Annotated in this window: 15 protein-coding genes, 1 tRNA gene and 6 pseudogenes; 11 read left to right on the top strand and 11 right to left on the bottom strand. The window is 63.1% G+C overall.

Going from position 1 to position 19359, the window contains the following annotated elements; genetic code table 11:
• Nucleotides 1-74 precede the first annotated feature (74 nt).
• Entirely contained in the window at nucleotides 75-608 is a 534-nt protein-coding gene (locus G6N56_RS13875) for a TetR/AcrR family transcriptional regulator (protein WP_158090662.1), read from the top strand.
• A gap of 149 nt (nucleotides 609-757) precedes the next feature.
• On the opposite strand, the gene G6N56_RS13870 is transcribed toward G6N56_RS13875, so the two are convergent.
• The 3 genes and pseudogenes from G6N56_RS13870 to G6N56_RS13860 form a co-directional block, all read right to left on the bottom strand.
• On the bottom strand, nucleotides 758-949 hold the full coding sequence (locus G6N56_RS13870; RefSeq protein ID WP_085253900.1) for a hypothetical protein: 192 nt from the start codon (nucleotides 947-949) through the stop codon (nucleotides 758-760).
• Nucleotides 950-1002: 53 nt separating this feature from the next.
• Nucleotides 1003-2287, bottom strand: a pseudogene (locus G6N56_RS13865) (IS3 family transposase).
• A complete protein-coding gene (locus tag G6N56_RS13860; RefSeq protein WP_163645119.1) occupies nucleotides 2250-2564 on the bottom strand; it encodes a tautomerase family protein in 315 nt (104 codons plus the stop codon). The pseudogene G6N56_RS13865 and the gene G6N56_RS13860 overlap by 38 nt, the downstream one beginning before the upstream one ends.
• A gap of 538 nt (nucleotides 2565-3102) precedes the next feature.
• Between G6N56_RS13860 and G6N56_RS13855 the strand changes: the two genes are divergently transcribed.
• Nucleotides 3103-3705, top strand: a complete 603-nt coding sequence (locus G6N56_RS13855) for a UbiX family flavin prenyltransferase (RefSeq protein ID WP_085255681.1) — start codon at nucleotides 3103-3105, stop codon at nucleotides 3703-3705.
• Nucleotides 3705-5198, top strand: a complete 1494-nt coding sequence (locus G6N56_RS13850; protein WP_085255682.1) for a UbiD family decarboxylase — start codon at nucleotides 3705-3707, stop codon at nucleotides 5196-5198. Before G6N56_RS13855 ends, G6N56_RS13850 begins: the two co-directional genes overlap by 1 nt.
• A gap of 206 nt (nucleotides 5199-5404) precedes the next feature.
• Here the strand turns inward: G6N56_RS13850 and G6N56_RS13845 are convergent.
• Nucleotides 5405-5860, bottom strand: a pseudogene (locus tag G6N56_RS13845) (winged helix-turn-helix transcriptional regulator); the annotation flags it as partial.
• A 98-nt stretch (nucleotides 5861-5958) separates the two neighbouring features.
• Between G6N56_RS13845 and G6N56_RS13840 the strand changes: the two are divergent.
• The 5 genes and pseudogenes from G6N56_RS13840 (at nucleotide 5959) to G6N56_RS13820 (ending at nucleotide 9406) form a co-directional block, all read left to right on the top strand.
• Nucleotides 5959-7113, top strand: coding sequence for an acyl-CoA dehydrogenase family protein (locus G6N56_RS13840; RefSeq protein ID WP_085255684.1), 1155 nt, complete (start codon nucleotides 5959-5961; stop codon nucleotides 7111-7113).
• 130 nt (nucleotides 7114-7243) lie between these two features.
• Nucleotides 7244-7555, top strand: a complete 312-nt coding sequence (locus G6N56_RS13835; RefSeq protein WP_085255685.1) for a transposase — start codon at nucleotides 7244-7246, stop codon at nucleotides 7553-7555.
• A 113-nt stretch (nucleotides 7556-7668) separates the two neighbouring features.
• Nucleotides 7669-7854, top strand: a complete 186-nt coding sequence (locus tag G6N56_RS13830) for a helix-turn-helix domain-containing protein (RefSeq protein WP_232069343.1) — start codon at nucleotides 7669-7671, stop codon at nucleotides 7852-7854.
• A pseudogene (locus G6N56_RS29945) lies at nucleotides 7855-8109 on the top strand (DDE-type integrase/transposase/recombinase); the annotation flags it as partial.
• A 58-nt stretch (nucleotides 8110-8167) separates the two neighbouring features.
• Nucleotides 8168-9406: pseudogene (locus G6N56_RS13820) on the top strand (IS30 family transposase).
• Here G6N56_RS13820 and G6N56_RS13815 read toward each other — a convergent pair.
• The 3 genes and pseudogenes from G6N56_RS13815 to G6N56_RS13805 form a co-directional block, all read right to left on the bottom strand.
• Nucleotides 9397-10965: a GMC family oxidoreductase gene (locus G6N56_RS13815; RefSeq protein WP_456299252.1), complete on the bottom strand. Its 1569-nt coding sequence runs from the start codon at nucleotides 10963-10965 to the stop codon at nucleotides 9397-9399. The pseudogene G6N56_RS13820 and the gene G6N56_RS13815 sit on opposite strands and share 10 nt — an antisense overlap.
• 513 nt (nucleotides 10966-11478) lie before the next feature.
• Nucleotides 11479-11830 (bottom strand): annotated as a pseudogene (locus tag G6N56_RS13810) (integrase core domain-containing protein); the annotation flags it as partial.
• A gap of 110 nt (nucleotides 11831-11940) precedes the next feature.
• Nucleotides 11941-12954 carry an AraC-like ligand-binding domain-containing protein gene (locus tag G6N56_RS13805; protein WP_085255689.1) on the bottom strand — a complete coding sequence of 338 codons (1014 nt, stop codon included), beginning with the start codon at nucleotides 12952-12954 and terminating at the stop codon, nucleotides 11941-11943.
• Between G6N56_RS13805 and G6N56_RS13800 the strand changes: the two are divergent.
• Nucleotides 12847-13913: pseudogene (locus G6N56_RS13800) on the top strand (transposase). The gene G6N56_RS13805 and the pseudogene G6N56_RS13800 overlap by 108 nt on opposite strands.
• Nucleotides 13914-15231: 1318 nt before the next feature.
• On the opposite strand, the gene G6N56_RS13795 reads toward G6N56_RS13800, so the two are convergent.
• Together G6N56_RS13795 and G6N56_RS13790 are read right to left on the bottom strand one after the other, a co-directional pair.
• Nucleotides 15232-15303 (bottom strand) — tRNA-Thr (locus tag G6N56_RS13795).
• Between the two features lie 27 nt (nucleotides 15304-15330).
• A complete protein-coding gene (locus G6N56_RS13790; RefSeq protein ID WP_085255888.1) occupies nucleotides 15331-16056 on the bottom strand; it encodes a hypothetical protein in 726 nt (241 codons plus the stop codon).
• A 160-nt stretch (nucleotides 16057-16216) separates the two neighbouring features.
• On the opposite strand from G6N56_RS13790, the gene phoP reads away from it, so the two are divergent.
• On the top strand, nucleotides 16217-16936 hold the full coding sequence (gene phoP / locus G6N56_RS13785) for a two-component system response regulator PhoP (RefSeq protein WP_085255690.1): 720 nt from the start codon (nucleotides 16217-16219) through the stop codon (nucleotides 16934-16936).
• Nucleotides 16937-16989: 53 nt separating this feature from the next.
• On the top strand, nucleotides 16990-18432 hold the full coding sequence (locus tag G6N56_RS13780; RefSeq protein ID WP_085255691.1) for a sensor histidine kinase: 1443 nt from the start codon (nucleotides 16990-16992) through the stop codon (nucleotides 18430-18432).
• Here G6N56_RS13780 and G6N56_RS13775 read toward each other — a convergent pair.
• The gene (locus G6N56_RS13775; RefSeq protein ID WP_085255692.1) at nucleotides 18420-18824 is read right to left on the bottom strand and encodes an HIT family protein; all 405 of its coding nucleotides are present in this window, start codon (nucleotides 18822-18824) and stop codon (nucleotides 18420-18422) included. The two genes, G6N56_RS13780 and G6N56_RS13775, sit on opposite strands and share 13 nt — an antisense overlap.
• A gap of 98 nt (nucleotides 18825-18922) precedes the next feature.
• Complete coding sequence (locus G6N56_RS13770) at nucleotides 18923-19348, bottom strand: ketosteroid isomerase family protein (protein WP_085255693.1); 426 nt, start codon at nucleotides 19346-19348, stop codon at nucleotides 18923-18925.
• Between the last annotated feature and the right edge of the window lie 11 nt (nucleotides 19349-19359).

The following is a 19359-nucleotide window of genomic DNA, read 5'->3' as shown; positions in this document are numbered from 1 at the left end:
CGGGCCGAACCGCCCATTAACGGGCTCGTCGGCGCTGGTCAAAGTTGTACGAATACAAGTGCGAGGAGACATCGGTGCGCGCCGACGCGCGACAGAATCGTGCGCGTTTGATCCGTTGCGCGACCGCGGCCTTCGCCAGCGACGGGCCAGAGGCGTCACTCGAAGAGATCGCCCGCAATGCGGGCGTGGCTGTGGGCACGCTCTATCGACACTTTCCGACCCGCGAGGCGCTCTATATCGCGGTGCACCGCTCCGAGTTAATGCACGTAGCCCAACGCGCCGACGAACTGCTGGCGTTGAAGCCGCCATTGGAAGCGTTGCGTCAGTGGCTGATCGAGTTTGTCGAGTTACTCGATGCCAAGAAAGGTAAGGCGCAGCTGTTGCTTTCGGTGATGGCAGACGGAGGCAACCCCTTTGTCGATCTTCGCACCGCCGTCTATGACGGGGCACAGCACCTCTTGGCCGCCGCTGCGGCCGAAGGTCTGCGTCAAGACGTGGACGCCGCGGACCTAATAGTTGCGATGCACGGGATATCCCTTGGCGCCATGGATGCCCCGCAGGCGGCACGCTTGATTGAACTCATTATGAGCGGCCTTTTGAACAAATGATCATCACCGCGGGCCCCTCCTCGGACGCGAGGTCTTAACGTCGTGGGGTCAAAGAGTTGGCCACAGGAAGGCGAACGCAGCGCTCGCGTCTGCCACTGGGCCCGTCGGCGCAGCTGCAACTGTCATCGGGGGCCCGATGCCATCCGAAGTCAGACCGTAACTCCCAAGGAGGCTAGTCTGGCGCGATTGTTGTCGAACCAGCCCACCTCCTGCCCGGGTTCAGGCAAGATCAGGCCAAACTCCATGGCGTTGGCAGGGTTGGCTTCGATCAGTGAGACGAGAAGATCGGCCTCGGACTGGCCGGTGATCCGCGTCCACATCTGAGTGAACTCATACAGCATCCCCTGCCGCGTTTTGAGCCGTCCCGGTGAGTCCGGAGACTGCATTCGTTGAATCACCCTGCCTTTGGTGGGGTGCGTTTGTGATCGTAGTAGAGCGTCTCGACGGCCTCGGGAGTGAAGTCGTCGAGGTACTCGTGGGGGCGTTCGGTGTTGAACCAGACCACCCATTCAGCGGTCGCCAGCTCGACCTGGTTGACGTCGCGCCACGGGCCTTGCCGGCGGATAAGTTCGTTCTTGAACGAGCCGACGGTGGTCTCGGCCAGCGCATTGTCCAGCGCATCGCCAACCGAGCCGACGGAGGGATCCACGCCCTCATCGATGAGCCGCTGGGTGAAGGCCACCGAGGTGTATTGACTGCCCGCGTCGCTGTGCGCAATCAGCCCGTGCAGACTGGTGGTGCCGTCCTGGGCGCGAGTGAAGAACGCATGCTCGATAGCGTCGAGGACCAGATCGGTGGTCATGGATCTGGCGGCCCGCCAGCCTAGGATCCGGCGGCTGTAGGCGTCGATGACGAATGCGACGTAGACGAATCCCATCCAGGTCGACACATACGTAAAGTCGGCCACCCACAACCGATTTGGCGCCGCGGCATAAAAGCGGCGGTCCACCAGATCCGGGTATCGCCGATGAGTGTCGTCGGCGATGGTGGTCTTGTGCTTGGATCCGTACCGCGCGCCCTCCCAACCGTTCTCGCGCATGATCCGCTCCACCGTGCACCGGGCGACATCGTGACCCTGGCTGCGTAGCCAGATCCACAACTTGCGTGACCCCAGCGTCTGGACGAACTTGCCCTTTTCTTGTCTTCCCGCGCCGCGGTGATGATCTCGACCAGCTCGGCGTCATGGATCTGCCGTCGTGTCGGGGTCTTGTTGATCCACTCGTAGTAGGTCGACGGGCTGATCGGCACGCCATGCTCAGACAGCACCGCACACATGGGCTCGACACCCCAGCGCAGCCCGGCCCCGCCGTTGGGGCCGGCCACCTGGTGGTCCTTGTGTTCGGCGATGAACCGGATCACCGTCTCCCGGGCCGGTCGAGCTCGGCCCCGAAGAAAATCGCCGCTGCTTTCAAGATCTCGTTGGCCCGGCGCAGCTCGGCAATCTCCTTGCGCAGCGCCTTGTTCTCCTCGGCCATCGCGGAGGTCACACCCGGCCGCTGGCCGGTATCGACCTCCGAGCGGCGGATCCAGGTCCGCAACGTCTCCGGTGTGCCGATCCCCAACATGCCCGTGACCGCCGTGATCGCCGCCCACTGCGACGGGTACTGCGGGCGCACCTCAGCGACCATGCGCACCGCACGTTCACGAAGCTCGTCGGGGTACTTGCTGACACGTCCCATAACCCAGATCCTCCCAAGATCGGGAGTCTCCGGAAACGCCGGGACGGCTCATTTGAAGGTCACGTCCGTGGCGGATGTGACCGAAAAGGTAAGAGTGGTCTGACGGTTCACGGGCAACGAAACAGTTGCCCGCTGAGATCTCGTGGAACAGAACATTGACGAATGCCTCCGGCGCCCCAGTCGCCTGGCAGTGGATGGTGGTGATTTCGCCGGCGACTTCGGCCTTGGCAGTTATGGTCAGCAACCCGCGTGGGCAGTAGCACTGGTAGATCGGCATAACGCCTCCTTGCGGTTTTTTCTCATGCGACTCATCTCGCACCACTTGGTCCCGGGCCGGCAGAGGGCTTCTGCCGTAACGCCTCTGGCGACCCCCAGCCTGTGACAGTTGTGGGCAGGGATCAACCGGTCGCCGATGAAATGCCTACATAGGGTGAGAAAATGACCCAGACTCGTCTAGGGCAGTCTTGAGCCCCAGCGCCGCAGTGGCGCTGTGTGGCTCGGTCCCCCTTTCGGGGCATGAAAACCACTCTTTCGGCCCTCGCCACCGCCGATACCGCGTGATTGGATGGACTGCACAGGCCGATCCACAAAGAGGATGGCGCCGTGGTCACATCTGGCACTACTGCTGCCGCGCACCCGCAAGCGGCTGCGCCCGACCCAGGATTGACGTCATTGACGGTGTCGGTGTCTTCCGCAGGCACAAAGAATCTCAACTCTTGTGGCACAACGGGCGCCTGCCCGGCACTCGACCGATCGGTGGTCCGAAGCTCGGTTCCGATAGTGCCCGTGGATCAACAACGAAGGAGTGACCCTCGATGAGGCAAATCGTAGTAGGCATGACCGGCGCTACCGGCGCGATCTTGGGAATCGAGCTTCTTCGGCGATTGCAGCAGTGCAGCGATGTGCAGACGCACCTGGTGCTATCCCGATGGGCTAGGGTGACCATCCATTTGGAGACCGGGTTGTCTGCAGGTGATGTTGCCAGCCTGGCTGACTGCGTCTATTCGTGGGACGACCAAACGGCGGCGATCTCGTCGGGATCGTTCAAGGCCGACGGCATGGTGATTGTGCCCTGCAGCATGAAGACGCTAGCCGCGATCCGCACGGGCTACGCCGACGGGTTGATTGCCCGGGCAGCCGATGTCACTTTGAAGGAGCGTCGACGCCTTGTCCTTGCGGCACGTGAGACTCCGCTTAGTGAGATTCACTTGGACAACATGCTTGCGCTGGCTCGGATGGGTGCGAGCATTGTGCCGCCTGTGCTGGCGTTCTACAACCAGCCTGCGTCCCTAGACGACATGGTCGGCCATGTGGTGACTCGAATTTTGGACCAATTTGATATCGAATCGCCCACCGCCAAACGGTGGAACGGCATGTCGGCCGGTAAAGCGGCCGTCCTCAGGACGGTAGGCAGCTGATGGCCCCGCTGAAGGACCTTCGCGAGTATCTGCGGGCGCTGGAATCGCTGGGCGATATTCAGGTGGTGGACCGGCCCGTCAGCCCGGTGCTAGAAGCAGCTGCGATCACCCGGTGGTCGACCGAGCAGCGAGGACCCGCGCCGATATTCGTCAACCTCGATGGCGCCGAACGCGGGTTTCGGATGCTGGGTGCTGCCGGTGCGCTGTCGAGCAATGCTGATCACCCCTTGGCGCGCGTGGCGCTATCACTGGGTTTGCCGTACGACGTGACTGCCCGGCAACTAGTCGAGCATCTGGTAAAGGTGCACGGAGAAACCGCCATCCCGCCCAAGCTGGTCTCCGCAGATACGGCTGCGTGCAAGCAGAATATCCTTCGCGGCATCGACGCGACACTGGACCGGTTTCCGATTCCACTCGTGCACGAAGACGATGGCGGTCCCTACGTCAATACCTGGGGGATCATCGTGGCTCAAACTCCTGATAGACGGTGGACCAACTGGTCGATCTCGCGGATCATGCTGCTCGACAACCGTCGCATGACCGGCTTGTTCTTACCGCAACAACACATCGGAATGATTTGGGCAGAATGGGAGAAGATCGGCAAACCGATGCCCTTCGCCGTCGTGCAAGGCGGCAACCCAGGCGTACCGATGATCGGCGGGATGCCCATTCCTGCAGAGATGGACGAAGCAACCTTTCTGGGCACGCTTTGCGGCGAACCCGTCGAACTCGTCAAGTGTGAGACCGTCGATCTTGATGTGCCCGCTGCGGCAGAAGTCGTCATCGAAGGGCACGTCTCCATCACCCGCGACGTCATCGAGGGGCCCTACGCTGAATTCCACGGGTACGCTCTTCCCGAGACTTCACCTGAACCGGTCTATACCATTGAAGCGATTACCTACCGGGACAATCCGATTTGGCCGGTGAGCGCGACCGGCCGCCCGCCCGATGATTCGCAGATCGGCCCGGCGCTGGGCGTGTCGGCCGAGCTGGTCGCCCTCCTGCGCAACGCCGGCCTGCCGATTAGCACAGCTTGGTTATTGGTTGACACCGCGTGCCACTGGATGATCATCACCGTCACACAGGACTGGCGCGACAAACTTCCGCACACCAGCATCGCCGAATTCGTCCACCAAATCGGGCTGGTGATGAGTACCAGCCGAGTCGGTCAGATGTGCCCGGTAACCTATGTATTAGATGACGACATAGATCCATCAAACACATCAGATGTGCTGTGGGCGCTCGGTACCCGCATACACCCGCATCGTCGCCAAGAAGTGTGGCCTGTCACTATCCTGCCTTGGTACCAGTGTTACAGCGACGAAGAACGGCACAGCGGACGAGGGCCGATCGTCGTCCACGACGGTCTGCTGCCCGCGGAGGGCGACGGGAGGCCGCGGCCGGCGACGTTCGCGACGCTTTACCCGCCCGAAATTCGGGAACGAGTCGTCGCAGCCCAGACGAGTTTGAAGCCGGTGGGCGGTGTGCGCTGATAGGGGCCACCTCCGCATCCGTATACCTCAGATGTGGAAATGTCGGTCACCATGCGGACGGGGTAACAGCTCCGCTCCGGGAGCGGATACCTTCGTCCCTCAACGACCGCTGGTCACCGCTACGGCGTATCATCACACGCCTTCAACCAACCTGTCTGAGCGGTGCACCTAGCTCGCTTCCCGGAAGAGTCAGGTTTTGTACGCCAAAATCCGGGCCCACGCTCAGGGGTGACATTCCGCGCAGTGATTTCGCCCGCGCAGTGATCGCAGACCAGGTGAGGTGTTGCTAACTCGCCGCACTGCTGATGGCGGAAGACAATCGGGGGCCCCTCGGGATAGGGAATGTGTCGATCACCCCACTGCATCAAGGTCAATATTGCAGCAAACAGGTCGCGGCCGGCTTCAGTGAGCCGGTATTCATAGCGGTCTGGGTCCACGGCATAGAGGACACGTTCAAGCAAACAGTCATCGACGAGTCGTTTGAGCCGTGCGGATAGCGTGGGCCGTGGAATTGCCAAGTTGCGTGCCAACTGGCCGTAGCGGCGCACGCCAAAAAACGCTTCCCGCAAGACAAGTAGCGACCACCGGTCGCCGATGATTTCCAGGGTCCGGGCGACGGACTCCGCCTGAAACCGGTGAGACAAATCACTCGCTTCATCCATGGTTTCAGCAGTTTACCGGTTCACACGTTGAACCGATTCCGTTATGGTCTAGTGGTAACAGAATTGAACCGGTTTCCGAGCCCTTTGGAGGTATCACCATGACAAGTTCCGACACTACTGTGGAGCCTTGGACCGCAACCGGCGGCTTGATTGAGGTCGCAACCAGCATTGCTGACCTGGCCCGTTCCATGGCCGAAGACATCGATACCGCGCGGCATCTCCCCGGCGACTTGGTAGCGCCAATGCGCGACTCGGGACTGTTGCAGGCTGGTGCACCCCGCGAAGTCGATGGTCTCGAACTGCCGCCAGGCGCAGCGCTGCGCTGCGCTGAAGAGGTTGCACGCGGTAATGCCTCGGCGGGCTGGTGCGTCTCGATAGCAATCACCAGCAGCCTGCTCGTCGGATACCTGCCGCCGGCGATTCGTGACGATTTGTTTGGCGGTGGGCGAAGCGTGGCGGCAGGGGTGTGGGCGCCACGTGGCACGGCGCGCCCGGTTCGCGATGGGTTTGAGGTCACTGGCCGCTGGCCGTTTTGCAGCGGCATAAACCATGCGGACATACTGTTTGGCGGGGTGCTGCTCGAGGACGGCTCAACGTCAATAGCAGCCCTGCCGACGCGTAAGCTCAGCATCCTTGACACCTGGCATACCCTAGGTCTGCGCGGAACGGGCAGCCACGACACCGTAGCCGATGCCGTCTTCGTCCCACACGGGCATCTCTTCTCGCTGGCTGATGGCCCTGTGGTTGATCGGCCACTTTATCGCTTTCCCGTATTCGGGTTCTTCGCTCTATGCATCGCGGCCGCCGCGATGGGAAACGCGCGTGGTGCAATCAGCGATTTCGTGGAATTGGCAACTAAGAAAAAGAGTTCAGGTTCGACGCGAACTCTCGCAGAGCGGCCTGCCATTCAGGCCGCAGTCGGCGCAGTCGAAGCGGAGCTGGAGGGCGCGCGGGCACTGTACTACCAGGCCATCGAAGCTGCCTGGCAAACCAGTCAGTCCAAGGATCCAGTGTCGTCGGAAGCCCGGGCCCGGTTGCGTCTAGCCGCGACACATGGTGTGCGTACGTCCGCGGCAATAGTGCATCGTCTCTATGATCTTGCCGGCGGCGACGCCATTTACGACCGATCGCCAATGCAGCGGCACTTACGTGATGCGCTAACCGCGACGGCCCACTTTCAGGTCAATGCCGCATCTCGGGAAGTTCCCGGCCGCCTGCTGCTGCACTTGCCCACCGACGTGTCGATGCTGTGAGCCCCGGGCAGGCACCAGTGTGGCTGCGGGAGCATGGCGAGTTCCCTGTGAACTGGTCCAGTAGATCTGTACCCGTGTTGTCGGGCCACCGTTATGAGAGTTGAGGGCAGAGTGATCAGCAGGAGGTCACGTGCCCCGCAAGTATCCGGCTACGGTGCGCCGGCAAATCATTCACCGGCCGCGATCGGGCGAGGTGGTCGCAGCTATCGCGACCGAGACAGGGATCGCTGAGGCCACCCTGTTCCGGTGGAAGCGCCAGGCACTGATCGACGCCGGCATCATCGAGGGCATCCCGAGCGTCGAGGCCGATGAGCTGGCCGCGGCCCACAGACGCATCGCCCGACTCGAGGCCGAGCTGACGCTGACCCGCGAGGCATGCGGGCTATTCAATGACCAGGCGGTGGTGCCCCAAAACGCCGGCGCGCGATCGTTGACGGACTGATCGCGCGAGGACATTCAGCCTGATCCGCCTGCCGTATAACCGGATTCACGCGTTCGCTGCTGCAGTACTACCGCCGACTCCCTGTAGAGGACCGTGAGATTGGTCGGTTGATCGTGGCCGACACCATCACCGAACTCCGCCAGCGCTGCGGCACCACGTACGGAGGCCGCCGGATCCGGGCAGCGCTGCTGGCCGACTACGACATGAACGTCAATCTCAAACTGGTCCGCTCCATCATGGCTGAGCACGGCCTGCATGGGCTGCCCCATCCGCCACGGCGCATCCCCAAACTCATCTGAGTGCCCGCCCCGGCGGACCTGATCAACCGGCACTTCAGCGCGACCCAGCCCAACCAGCTGTGGTGCACCGACGTCACCGAGCATCCGGCCCGCGACGGCAAAGTGTACTGCTGCGCGATCCTGGGCTGCTTTTCGCGCATGATTGTGGCCCGCACGTTCGCCACCACACCTGACACCGCGCTAGTCAACAACGCGGTCAACATGGCTGTTGCGAACCGAAAGCGCTACGGAGCAACCATATTGCACGCCGATCACGGCTCGCAGGGCGGATTCAACTGGTCGTCGCAACACCTCGCGATCGTGGAGGTGTCAGGTGGTTCGTCGACAGCAAGCAGCGGACCGGGCAATCCGCCCGAAGCTCAGATCGCCAGGGCACCAGAAGTATCAGCGTCATGTCGAGGGGGCGTTCTGGGAGCAGATCGCCAAAGGGCTTCTCGCCGAGGAAGCCGCGGGCGTTGTCGGCGTGGCGCAGGCGGTCGGGGCGCGCTGGTTCGAAAACGCTGGCGGCATGTCACCGTTCGACCTTAAGTTCGCGCCCTCGGGCCGCTACCTGTCCTTCGCTGAGCGTGAGGAGATCGCGTTGCTCAAGGCTCAGGACAAGGGTGTTCGGGAGATCGCCCGGGCGATCGGTCGCGATCCCGGGACAATCTCACGGGAGCTGCGGCGCAAGGCTGCACCCGTAGCAGGGAACTGCAGTACAGGGCATCGGTCGCGCAGTGGAAAGCCGACATGGCCGCACGTCGGCCGAAGACTGCGAAATTGGTTGCCAACCCGCGACTGCACGGCTATGTGCAGGAGCGGTTGTCCGGGCAGATCAGCCGACCCGATGGCACCGTCATCGCCCGGCCCGCAGCCGCCAAAGTTCACCGGGCGCAACAAGCCCCACCGCAAGGACCGACCGTGGTCACTAGCGTGGAGCCCAGAGCAAATCGCCAACCGGCTCAAAGTCGATTTCCCCGAGGACGATTCCATGCGCATTAGCCACGAGGGCAACAACTTAAGGGGCGATCTCCTGATCGGTTTGCAGCGCTCGGCGATCGGCACTGTCGTCGAGCGCAAGACCAGGTACACGATGCCGATCCACCTCCCCCGCGAGGAGGGCTACCGGCATAAGGAAACCCTGAAGAACGGTCCGGCCCTGGCCGGCCACGGCGCGATCACGATGAAAAACGCTCTGGCCAACACCATGTCGACCCTGCCCGAGCAACTCGCCCGGTCGCTGACCTGGGACCGCGGCAAAGAGATGTCCGCCCACGCCCAGTTCAAGGTCGACACCGGGATCCCGGTTTTTTTCGCCGACCCTCAGTCGCCATGGCAACGCGGCACCAACGAGAACACGAATGGCCTGTTGCATCAGTACTTTCCGAAAGGCACCGATCTCTCGCGTTGGTCCGCAGAAGAAATCGAGGCAGCCGCTCACGCACTCAACACCAGGCCCCGCAAGACACTCGGCTGGAAGACCCCCGCCGAAGCGATTGTCGGCGTTGACACTTGCAGACTGATTGAGCGACCTGCTGGCAACGGAAAGCAGTTCGCGCGCGGTCATAGTTGATATGCGGCTTTGAGTACGGCCGCCGCACGTTCACCGATTATCACGCAAGGTGCCATCGTGTTGGCTGTGGTAATCCGCGGCATAATGGAGCCGTCTGCAATCCTCAAATTGTCCAGTCCGTAAACTAAAAGCTGAGCATTGACCACAGACATCTCGTCCCGGCCCATCTTCGCCGTACCGCTTTGATGGAAAAAAGTGGTAGCCGCATTGCGGACGAAGCGCTCGAGTTCCGCGCCTGTCAAATTTCCAGGCATGACTTCGCGTTTAACGTAGGGGCGCAGCGGGCCAGCGTTGCCGATCTCACGACACCATTCGACGCAAGCGATTGCTGTTTTGAGATCGTGCGGATCAGAGAGAGTATTGGCCTGAATCGCTAGGTCGTGGTCTGGCGTTGGTCCCGTCAGCCGCACTCTGCCCCGACTCTGCGGTTGAGTGATCGCACCGTGCAGTGTCCAACCAGCCTCCGGCACTCCGAATTCGGCGATATTCTCAGAAGACGCGAACGGTATTTCGAATTGGCATGCGAACACGTCTGGAGCCGTCAGGCCCGACACCACATTGCCGAACATTGTGGATTCCGAGAGATTGTTTTTGGGACTTTGTGGTTGCGCATATTCCCACACGCAATCGAACGCCACATGGTCCTGAAGATTACGGCCCACTCCTGGTAATTTGTGTCGAACGGGGATGCCGACCCGATGCAGTTCTCCTTCATCTCCAATGCCTGATTGCATCAGAACTTTCGGTGTGTTGATCGCACCGAGGGACAACACCACCTCGACGGCCGCATCGATTCGCTTAATTTGCCCGCGGTGGCATATCTCGATGCCCAGGACTTTGCGACCATCGATAATAAGGCGACGAACCTCAGCCTCCGTCAGCACTGTCAGGTTGGGCCGATCCATATAGGGGTACGTGTACGAGCGAAAGACTGATTGTCGCTGTCCGTTAACGATACGCACCTCAGTAAGCGAACAGCCAGCTTCCTTTTCCATTAAGCTGCCGTTGGCACTGGGGAATTTCGGAACGCCCACGCTCTGGGCGGCATCTAGCGTAGCCGGGGCAAGCGGGTTGGGATCGTTGGGCGGCTGGACGATCACTAAACCACCCGTCCCCCGATACGTTGTCTCGGCGATACCCCGCCAATCTTCAATCTTCCGGTAAATGTCGAGGACCGAATTGTAGTTCCATGCTGCGTCGCCGGCTTCCGTGGCGAAAAAATCCCAATCATCTCGGTGTCCGCGGGCCCATACCATCAGGTTGATGCTTGAACCACCACCCAGGACTTTGCCCATCGAATAGGGAATCGAACGGAAGTTGACGTCCGCTTCTGGTATCCCAGCGAAGCCCCAATCGCGTACCGATCCCACATTCTCGATCGCTCGTCCCGGTTCGACTACGTAGGGATCGTCATCGTCGCCGCCGGCTTCAACCAATAGGACCGCTACGTCCGGGTTCTCAGCCAGCCGACGCGCAACAACCGAGCCCGACGATCCGGCGCCGCACACGATGAAGTCATAGCGCGGTGTTGACGCACTTGCCGATTGCTCCTGTGCAATTCGCAACTGCGCCTGGTTAATTCGTACGCGTTCGGCAAAGGCGGCATCTATCTTAAACACGCCGCTGCCTCCTTCCAGTCGATGATCATTCAGGTCACCGCCCAGTGTTTACGTCAGGACGGCAACGCACTTGCACTCGGACGCACAGGTGGTGTCCAATTGCGCTGTTAGCCGGATGACGGTCATTCAGGACACGCTCTAAAGATGCTCATTGTTAATCGCACAGCTGCTGGCGGGATTTTTAACTTTGCCTCGCAACGGCCTGGGCGACTGAGGGTTCGCCTAGACCAGGGCGATGAAGACGGGTCACTGGGTGCAGCAGACGTGACGTTGGCAGAGAGCGCTTGAAAAGGCGCGGGCCTGGTGTGGTGCCGCTGGCCGGGGCGGCGGTGGCCTCGCGGCCCGATTCCTTGATCGGCCCGAATGTCGCACATGCGGCTGCACTTGGCACAGCCACTGCGGACACACGGCGACGGCGCGTAGATGAGGGGGACCCGTTTGGCGGTCCAGTCGCTATGCGGCTTGGGGTTGGTGGCTCGTAGTCCACTGTAGGGGCGAACTCGGTTGGGCTGAGTTCGTCTTGGGCGGTGTGGGTCGGTTGGCGTTGTAGTCGCAGCGCCAGTCTTCGATGATGACGCGGGCTTCCCGCAGCGAGTCGAAGCGCCACGAGTTGAGCAGTTCGTCGCGCAGGCGGCCATTGAACGACTCGATCCAGGCGTTCTGCCACGGCGAGTCGGGATCGATGAAAAGTGAACCGGCGCCGTTGAATTCTGCACCAATCGCTTACGGCGTGGGCCACGAACTCGGGGCCGTTGTCGAAGCGCACGTAGTGCGGCCCACCTCGCTGTAGGGCCGGTCGGTCCAAGCGCTACGTTCCCTACTAGTCTAGACCGAGCTGTAGCCGGTTGACGGAGCGTCCGTCGTAAGGCCTGCCATGTCTACAGCGCCACCGTCGCGCGGCCACGGCGCTGGCCGTCAAGTGAATCGCTGGTTGCTCCCTGTTTGGCAACCATCGATCCGCTGGTCGCCGGCGTCGGCCAGCAATCGCGCGCGGTAAGCACTGGGCGCGACGCCGTAAACCGCCTTGAACACGCGCGAGAAATACGCCGTGTTGGTAAATGCCCACCCGGCGGCAAGCGACCCGACCGATTTGTCGGAGAACTCCACGCTTGCCAGATCTTTTCGACAGCCCTCGAGTCGTCGTGAACGGATCCAGCCGCTGACAGTATGTCCCTGCTCCTCGAAGATCTTCTGAAGATAACGGACCGAAACATGACTTCTCCGAGCCACGGTGGCCACGTCGAGGGTGGGATCATGCAGTCTTGCCTCGATGAACATTTGGCTTTGGCGCAGTAGCAAGGCCTTGCGGGTTGAGGGACCAAGTTCAGGCAGCGCAGAAAGCCTCTCAGCAAAGGACGCAGTTAACATATCGATCACCGTGTCACCGAGGTGAACGCTGCCTGCGCTACGGCTGACGGACAATTGGCTGCTCCCAAGTTGCAGCAGGAACGCTGAGACCAACGAACCCAGGCCGTCGCGACCGCCGAATCGCTGAGCGGTCAAGTGCATTAGCCGTTGGTGAGGTAATCGCAGCTTCTCGCGCGGGATGATGACTCCGTAGAGTTGGAATCCCTCGGCACTATAGAACTCATAGGGCCTGGCCGCGTCGTTGAGGACGTAGTCCCCCATGGCCAATGTTGCCTGGCGGCCGTCCTGTGAGAAGACGCAAGCTCCTCGGCGAACGATGTTGACTTTGAGCAGTTCCGGCGCATGGCGCTGGATCAAGCGCGGCGTGCGGTTTGCAACCATGCTGTGAGATGCCACCACTTCCGTTAGCTGAATAGCGCCGACAGTGCGGGCACGCATCCGCCCATCGAATGATTGAACGTCGGGCGTCGACATCCTAAATGGAACGAATCGCTCCGACACCTGTGTCCTGAAACCTTCGAAACCCTCACCTTGAAGACCGGCTGTTCCCTGCTTGCCCATAGAACCGACAACGCAACGGGGAGGCGTTACGGTTCACCGTCGGCCGAAGTGTGTGCGATGCCACTTAGCGCGCGGACTCGGCGCAGTTCGGTCCGCGCGGCATCGACAGCCCGGCAGGTCCAATTCGCCGATCGGTTTCGACAGCAAACACGGGCAGCGCCCCCGGGCGGCGGCACGGCTCGTATTTCCCGGACTAGCTGCTGGAACGCCGCAAACGGGCGGAGCGGGCACTGGCCACGGTGGTGGCCATCTGCTACCTACTCGGCGTCTCGACGCGGCGGATGGACAAACTCGTGGAGACTTTGGGCTACCGCGAGATCCTCGGCGTCGACGTCACCACGGCCGAGGACGGAGCCGGCTGGCTGACATTCTGGCGGTCGCTGAGCGCCCGCGGCCTGTCCGGGGTCAAACTGGTCACCTCCGACGCGCACGCCGGGATGGTCGCCGCGCTCGGGGCCACCCTGCCTGGTGCGGCCTGGCAGCGGTGTAGAACGCATTACACGACCAACTTGATGGCCGTCACTCCGAAGGCGTCGTGGCCATGGGTCAAGACCCTGCTGCACTCGGTGGTCGACCAGCCCGATGCTGAATCCGTTGCCGCCCAATATGAACGGATCATCGACGCGCTCACCGACAAGCTCCCGAAAACCGCCGACCACCTGGAAGCGGGCCGGTCGGATCTACTGGCATTCACCGCGTTTCCCAAGCAGATCTGGCGCTAGATCTGGTTCAACCTCCAGAAGCGCCGCGACAAAGAGATCCGCCGTCGCACCGACGTCGTGGGTATCTTCCCCGACCGCGACGCCCTGATCCGCCTCGTCGGCGCCGTGCTGGCCGAACAACACGACGAATGGGCCGAGTCCCGGCGCTACCTCGGCCTCGATGTCCTGAGCAAATCACGCAGCATCAACAAAACCCCAACAGAACAGGAGAACACCCCCGCAGCGCTGACCGCCTGAACCATCACGACGAAGAATCACACGACGACGCGTACACCACGCCCCTGGACTTGACCGAATGCAATGGATTCAGGACCAATTTTGCCCGCAGCCCGCAGCCCGCAGCCCGCAGCCCGCCGGAAGGCGGAATGGCTCGATCGCAATCGAGAAAGCTCCCCGAAGGGAGGAGTTAGGGTCTGAATCCGATCTCGCGGCCTGCCCGCCACTCCCGGGTGGACTGCCGATCAACCGGGTCGACTGAACTAGTCGGAAATTAGGGCGCTCGTTTTTGCTCCGCGCGGTGCCAGTCATCGACGAGCACAATCCGTGGCTATCTGGACGGGAGGTTTCGATGGACACGGTTGCTCGCCAATATGAGCCTCTAGTTGCCTTCGCCGCAACCTATCTCGTGACTAGCATCTGGCAGTCGAGTGCAGTGGTCAATCGGTTTGACGATGAAACGCTCACATAGGATGAGTAAAATGGACTAGCAGGCTCCGTGGTGTGACAGCCGCATACCTGCCGATATGTCGTGGGTCACCCGGCGACGGATCATGACCGCGCCCAGGACTGATGAAATGGCGGCGAGTATCACCAACACCGGAAATGAGTGCAGTACCCCCGCGTAATCGGGCACTAGTTGACTGGGGAGCCACCGATCGCATTGGATGCAATCGAATAACAGTCGCACAACGCGATTTTCGCGTTTCACTTAGTTGTGGGAGTGGGGCCCGTGTGCTGCCGCTCACCCCGGGGCTGCTGGCGGTGCTCAGGGCTGCCACGCGCATGCAGGCTGTCGAGCAACTCGCCGCCGGGCCACTTATGGCCGCAGCGGCCACGTCGTCGTCGACCCACCGCGCTACCACCCCGACACGGTGTCCGATTACTGGGCGGCAGCGTGTGCGAAGGCGGGGGCGTAAAGCGCATCCGGTTGCACGGCGCCCGGACACCTGCGGCACGCTCATGCACCTGGAGCACAATGTGCCGGTTGCGATCATCTCGGCCTGGCTTGGGCACGCTGACACAGCGTTCACGATGCGCACGTACGTGCACAACCAACCGGAGAAACTCGCCCTTGCGGCCGAGAGCATCTCGTCGTGGACGAGGGGTAAGAAGTCCGCACAATAGGGCGTCTGACCTGCGGTTTCGCCCTTCTGGCCGATTCTGGCATCGAAAGCGGTTCTCGGGCCGGTTTCTTCGTCCCTATATGGGGTCGAAGTCCCCGACTTCCGCATCTCGGCGTGACGGCAAAAAATGGAGTTGACGGCAAATGGCGGGAAAAGTGTCATCCAAATTGCGATCGGATCGCTAGATTTCAGCTTTAGCTGCTCTTTCGTTGAGCCCCCTGTCAGGATTGAACTGACGACCGCTCGCTTACAAGGCGAGTGCTCTACCACTGAGCTAAGGAGGCGGGTAAATCGCGTCCAAGCCTAATGGCTCACTCGTCGCTGTCGATGACGCGCTGCGAGCGCACCGTCCGTGACGCCGGTCGCCGTCCGGGGCGGCGGCCCGGGAGCGGAATTCGGTCGGCGATGTTGCTGAGCGGGTTGACCACCATCGTCAGGCCGATGACGGCGTCCTGCAGCGTCCCGATGGCCGGCTCCAGCGCCTCCATCCCGGGCGTCAGCCGGGCCAGCGTGTCCGCAACGTCGGTGAGCTGGTCCAGTGGGCCGTTCTTGGCCGTCAGTCTGTCGACCAGGCCGCCGTCGCTGAGCAGCCGGTCCGCCAGCCCGTTCTCGCCCAGCAGCCGCTCGATCAATCCCTCTTCGGCGAGGAGCTGATCGGCCAGTCCGCCGGGCTGCAGCGCGCGGTGCAGCCCGCCGCCTTCGGCGGTCAGCCGGTCGAGCAAGCCGTCCTCCGACGTAAGGAGGTCGACCACGCCGCCCGGGCGCAGCAGCCGGTCGACCGGCCCGTCGGGCGCCACGGCCCGTCCCAGCGGCGCGTCGTCATCGAGCAGCCTGGCCAGGCGGTTGGCGCGAACGATCGCGTCGTCGATCCCCAGCATGGAGGTCATCGCGCTGGCCCCGCCGGCCCCGCCGTCCCCCAGCGCCCGCTTCGCCACGCCGACCGCCGCGGTCGCCACCGCCAGACTCGCGTCCGCCGCCGCCAAGCCCACTCGTGCGGGGGCGGTCGCCGCGGACACGATGCTCTTGGCGAGATTCACCCTGCCGAGTTTATCCACGACGCGAGCTCCACAAACGCGTCTGTGCTAAAGCCAATGCAATGATTCCTGGCAGACTGTTAGCAGACGACTGGTACCACGCTCACAGGAATTACACAATGTTTGACAAGGCAACTCACAAGCAAGGACAGAAGTAACCCTCATGACAGCGGCTGCATCAAGCGAATCGAAACCGGAGGCCCGCGTTTTGGTGGTCGACGACGAGGCCAACATTGTCGAACTGCTCTCCGTGAGCCTGAAGTTCCAGGGGTTCGAGGTCTATACCGCGACCAACGGGGCACAGGCTCTGGACCGTGCCCGCGAGGCCCGACCCGACGCCGTGATCCTCGACGTGATGATGCCCGGAATGGACGGTTTCGGGGTGTTGCGGCGGTTGCGCGCCGACGGTATCGACGCGCCGGCGCTCTTCCTGACCGCCCGCGACTCGCTGCAGGACAAGATCGCCGGCCTGACGCTCGGCGGCGACGACTACGTCACCAAACCATTCAGCCTGGAGGAAGTGGTCGCCCGGCTGCGGGTCATCCTGCGCCGCGCCGGCAAGGGCGGGGCCGAACCGCGCAATGCCCGCCTGAGCTTTGCCGACATTGAGCTGGACGAGGAGACCCACGAGGTGTGGAAAGCCGGGGAGCCGGTCTCGCTGTCGCCGACCGAGTTCACCCTGCTGCGCTACTTCGTGATCAACGCGGGCACGGTGCTGAGCAAACCGAAGATCCTCGACCACGTGTGGCGCTACGACTTCGGCGGTGACGTCAACGTCGTCGAGTCCTATGTTTCCTACCTGCGCCGCAAGATCGACACCGGCGAGAAGCGGCTCCTGCACACCCTGCGCGGTGTGGGTTATGTGCTGCGGGAGCCGCGCTGAGCGCACGCTCGGGTCATGCGGCGAGGTGACGACTGGTGACGAAGAATACGGAAATGGCAAGAAGGTATCGGCGCGGAGTGCCACTACGGGTCGGGCTGGTCGCGGCCACCCTGGTGTTGGTGGCGTGCGGCCTCGCCGTCTCGGGCCTCGCGGTCACGTCCATCCTGCGGCACAGCCTCATCAGCCGGATCGACCAGACGCTGCTCGACGCGTCCCGCGGCTGGGCCCAGGCCCCCCGGCGGCAATCTCCGCCCCCGTACGAGGGGCCAGACCCGGGCCGCCCGCCGTCCAAGTTCTACGTCCGGGGCATCGGCCCCGGCGGCACCCCCTTCACCGCCATCAACGACCGCAACGCCGAGCCGGCCCTACCGCCCGACAACGACGTGGGCTCCAACCCGACGACACTGCCGTCGGTCAACGGCTCCGACATCCAGTGGCGGGCCGTTTCGGTGCGTGGGGCGAACGGTCTGACGACCGTCGCGATCGACCTGTCTGACGTGCAGCACACCGTCGGCTCCCTGGTCTGGCTGCAGATCGGCATCGGGGTGGCGGTGCTGGCCGTGGTCGGGATCGCCAGCTTTGCAGTGGTGCACCGCAGCCTGCGGCCGCTTGCCGAGGTGGAACAGACCGCCGCCGCGATCGCGGCGGGCCAGCGGGATCGCCGCGTTCCCGAGCGTGACCCCCGCACCGAGGTCGGCCGGCTGTCCCTGGCTATCAATGGGATGCTGACCCAGATCCAGCAGGCGCTTGCCTCCTCGGAGTCGTCGGCCGAAAAGGCCCGCGGCTCCGAGGAACGGATGCGGCGGTTCATCACCGACGCCAGCCACGAGCTGCGCACCCCGCTGACGTCCATCCGCGGCTTCGCCGAACTCTATCGACAGGGCGCCGCCCGCGACGTGGCGATGCTGCTGTCGCGGATCGAAAGCGAAGCCAGCCGGATGGGGCTGCTGGTGGACGATCTGCTGCTGCTGGCCCGCCTGGACGTGCAGCGACCGCTCGAGCACCATCGCGTCGACCTGCTGGCCCTGGCCAGCGACGCCGTGCACGACGCGCAGGCCGTCGACCCGAAGCGCCGCATCACGCTGAAGGTCCTCGACGGCCCCGGCACCCCGGAAGTGGTCGGGGACGAGCCACGAATCCGTCAGGTGCTGAGCAACCTCATCGCGAACGCCCTGCAACACACGCCGCCGACGGCCGACGTCACCGTCCGGGTCGGCACCGCGGGCGACGACGCGGTGCTCGAGGTGGCCGACCAGGGCCCGGGCATGAGCGAGCAGGACGCCTCCCGAGTGTTCGAGCGGTTCTACCGCACCGACTCGTCACGGGCGCGCGCCAGCGGCGGCACCGGCCTCGGTCTGTCCATCGTCGACTCGTTGGTGCGCGCGCACGGCGGCAGGGTCACCCTGACGACGTCACCCGGCGAGGGCTGCTGCTTCCGCGTCACGCTGCCGCGCGTGAGCGAGGCGTCCACGCCCGAGCCGGCTCACGCCAGCTGAGCCAGGGCCGCCTTGATCTTGGCCTGCGCCTCGTCGAGGGACTCCGGCGACGGATTGCGGTCGACGGTTGCGAAACCGAAGTCGCTCAGGCTTCGGGTGGGAAACACGTGCACGTGCAGGTGCGGAACCTCCAGCCCGGCGATGATCATGCCGGCCCGCTCGGTACGGAACGCCTTGCACACTGCCTTGCCGATCAGCTGGCTCACGCCCATGACGCGGGCGAACGTCGCCCCGTCGACGTCCTGCCACTGATCGACCTCGGCCCGGGGCACCACCAGCGTGTGGCCCTGGGTCATCGGCTCGATCGTCAGGAAGGCGACGATGTCGTCGTCCTCGTAGACGAAGCGGCCGGGAAGTTCACGGTTGATGATCTTGGTGAAGATCGAAGCCATGGGCCCAGCATAGGTACGCCGAAATTGCCCCGACGGTCGCGGTTGCCGTCCCGCGGCGACCGGGACCGCAATCTCGCCGGCAAGCCTCGGGCGGAACGCTATTCCTGGCCGAACTTCATCATGTCGAGGTTCCAGTAGCCGCGCATGTTCGTGATGAGCCCGGCCTCGTTGACCTTGTAGGTGAACACCCCACGCACCGAGCTGGTGACCCCGCCTTCAAACTTGCTGTCCAACACCAGGATATGGGCGATCTCGTCGGGGGAGCTGGACGGGAACGTCTCCTCGCAGGTGATGGTGAGCTGGTTGGCCGCGATGTTGGTGTCGAAGAACGCGCCGACGGCCTCCTTGCCGCGGACGCCGGTGCCGTCGGGGTTGGTGACGGACTTGCCGATCGGGTCCTCGACGACGACGTCGTCGGCCATCAATGCCAACCAGCCCTCGCGGTCGTGCGCTTGCACGCAGCGCCACGAGTTCTGCGACGCGGTCAGCGCCGGGGAGGCCTGGGACTGCTCGATCTGGGTCATATCTTCTCCTG

The sequence above is a fragment of the Mycobacterium saskatchewanense genome, assembly GCF_010729105.1.
In the GTDB taxonomy this organism is placed as follows: domain Bacteria; phylum Actinomycetota; class Actinomycetes; order Mycobacteriales; family Mycobacteriaceae; genus Mycobacterium; species Mycobacterium saskatchewanense.
The sequence above is the reverse complement of the archived record's forward strand: the minus strand, read 5'-3'. Positions and strand labels throughout refer to the sequence as shown.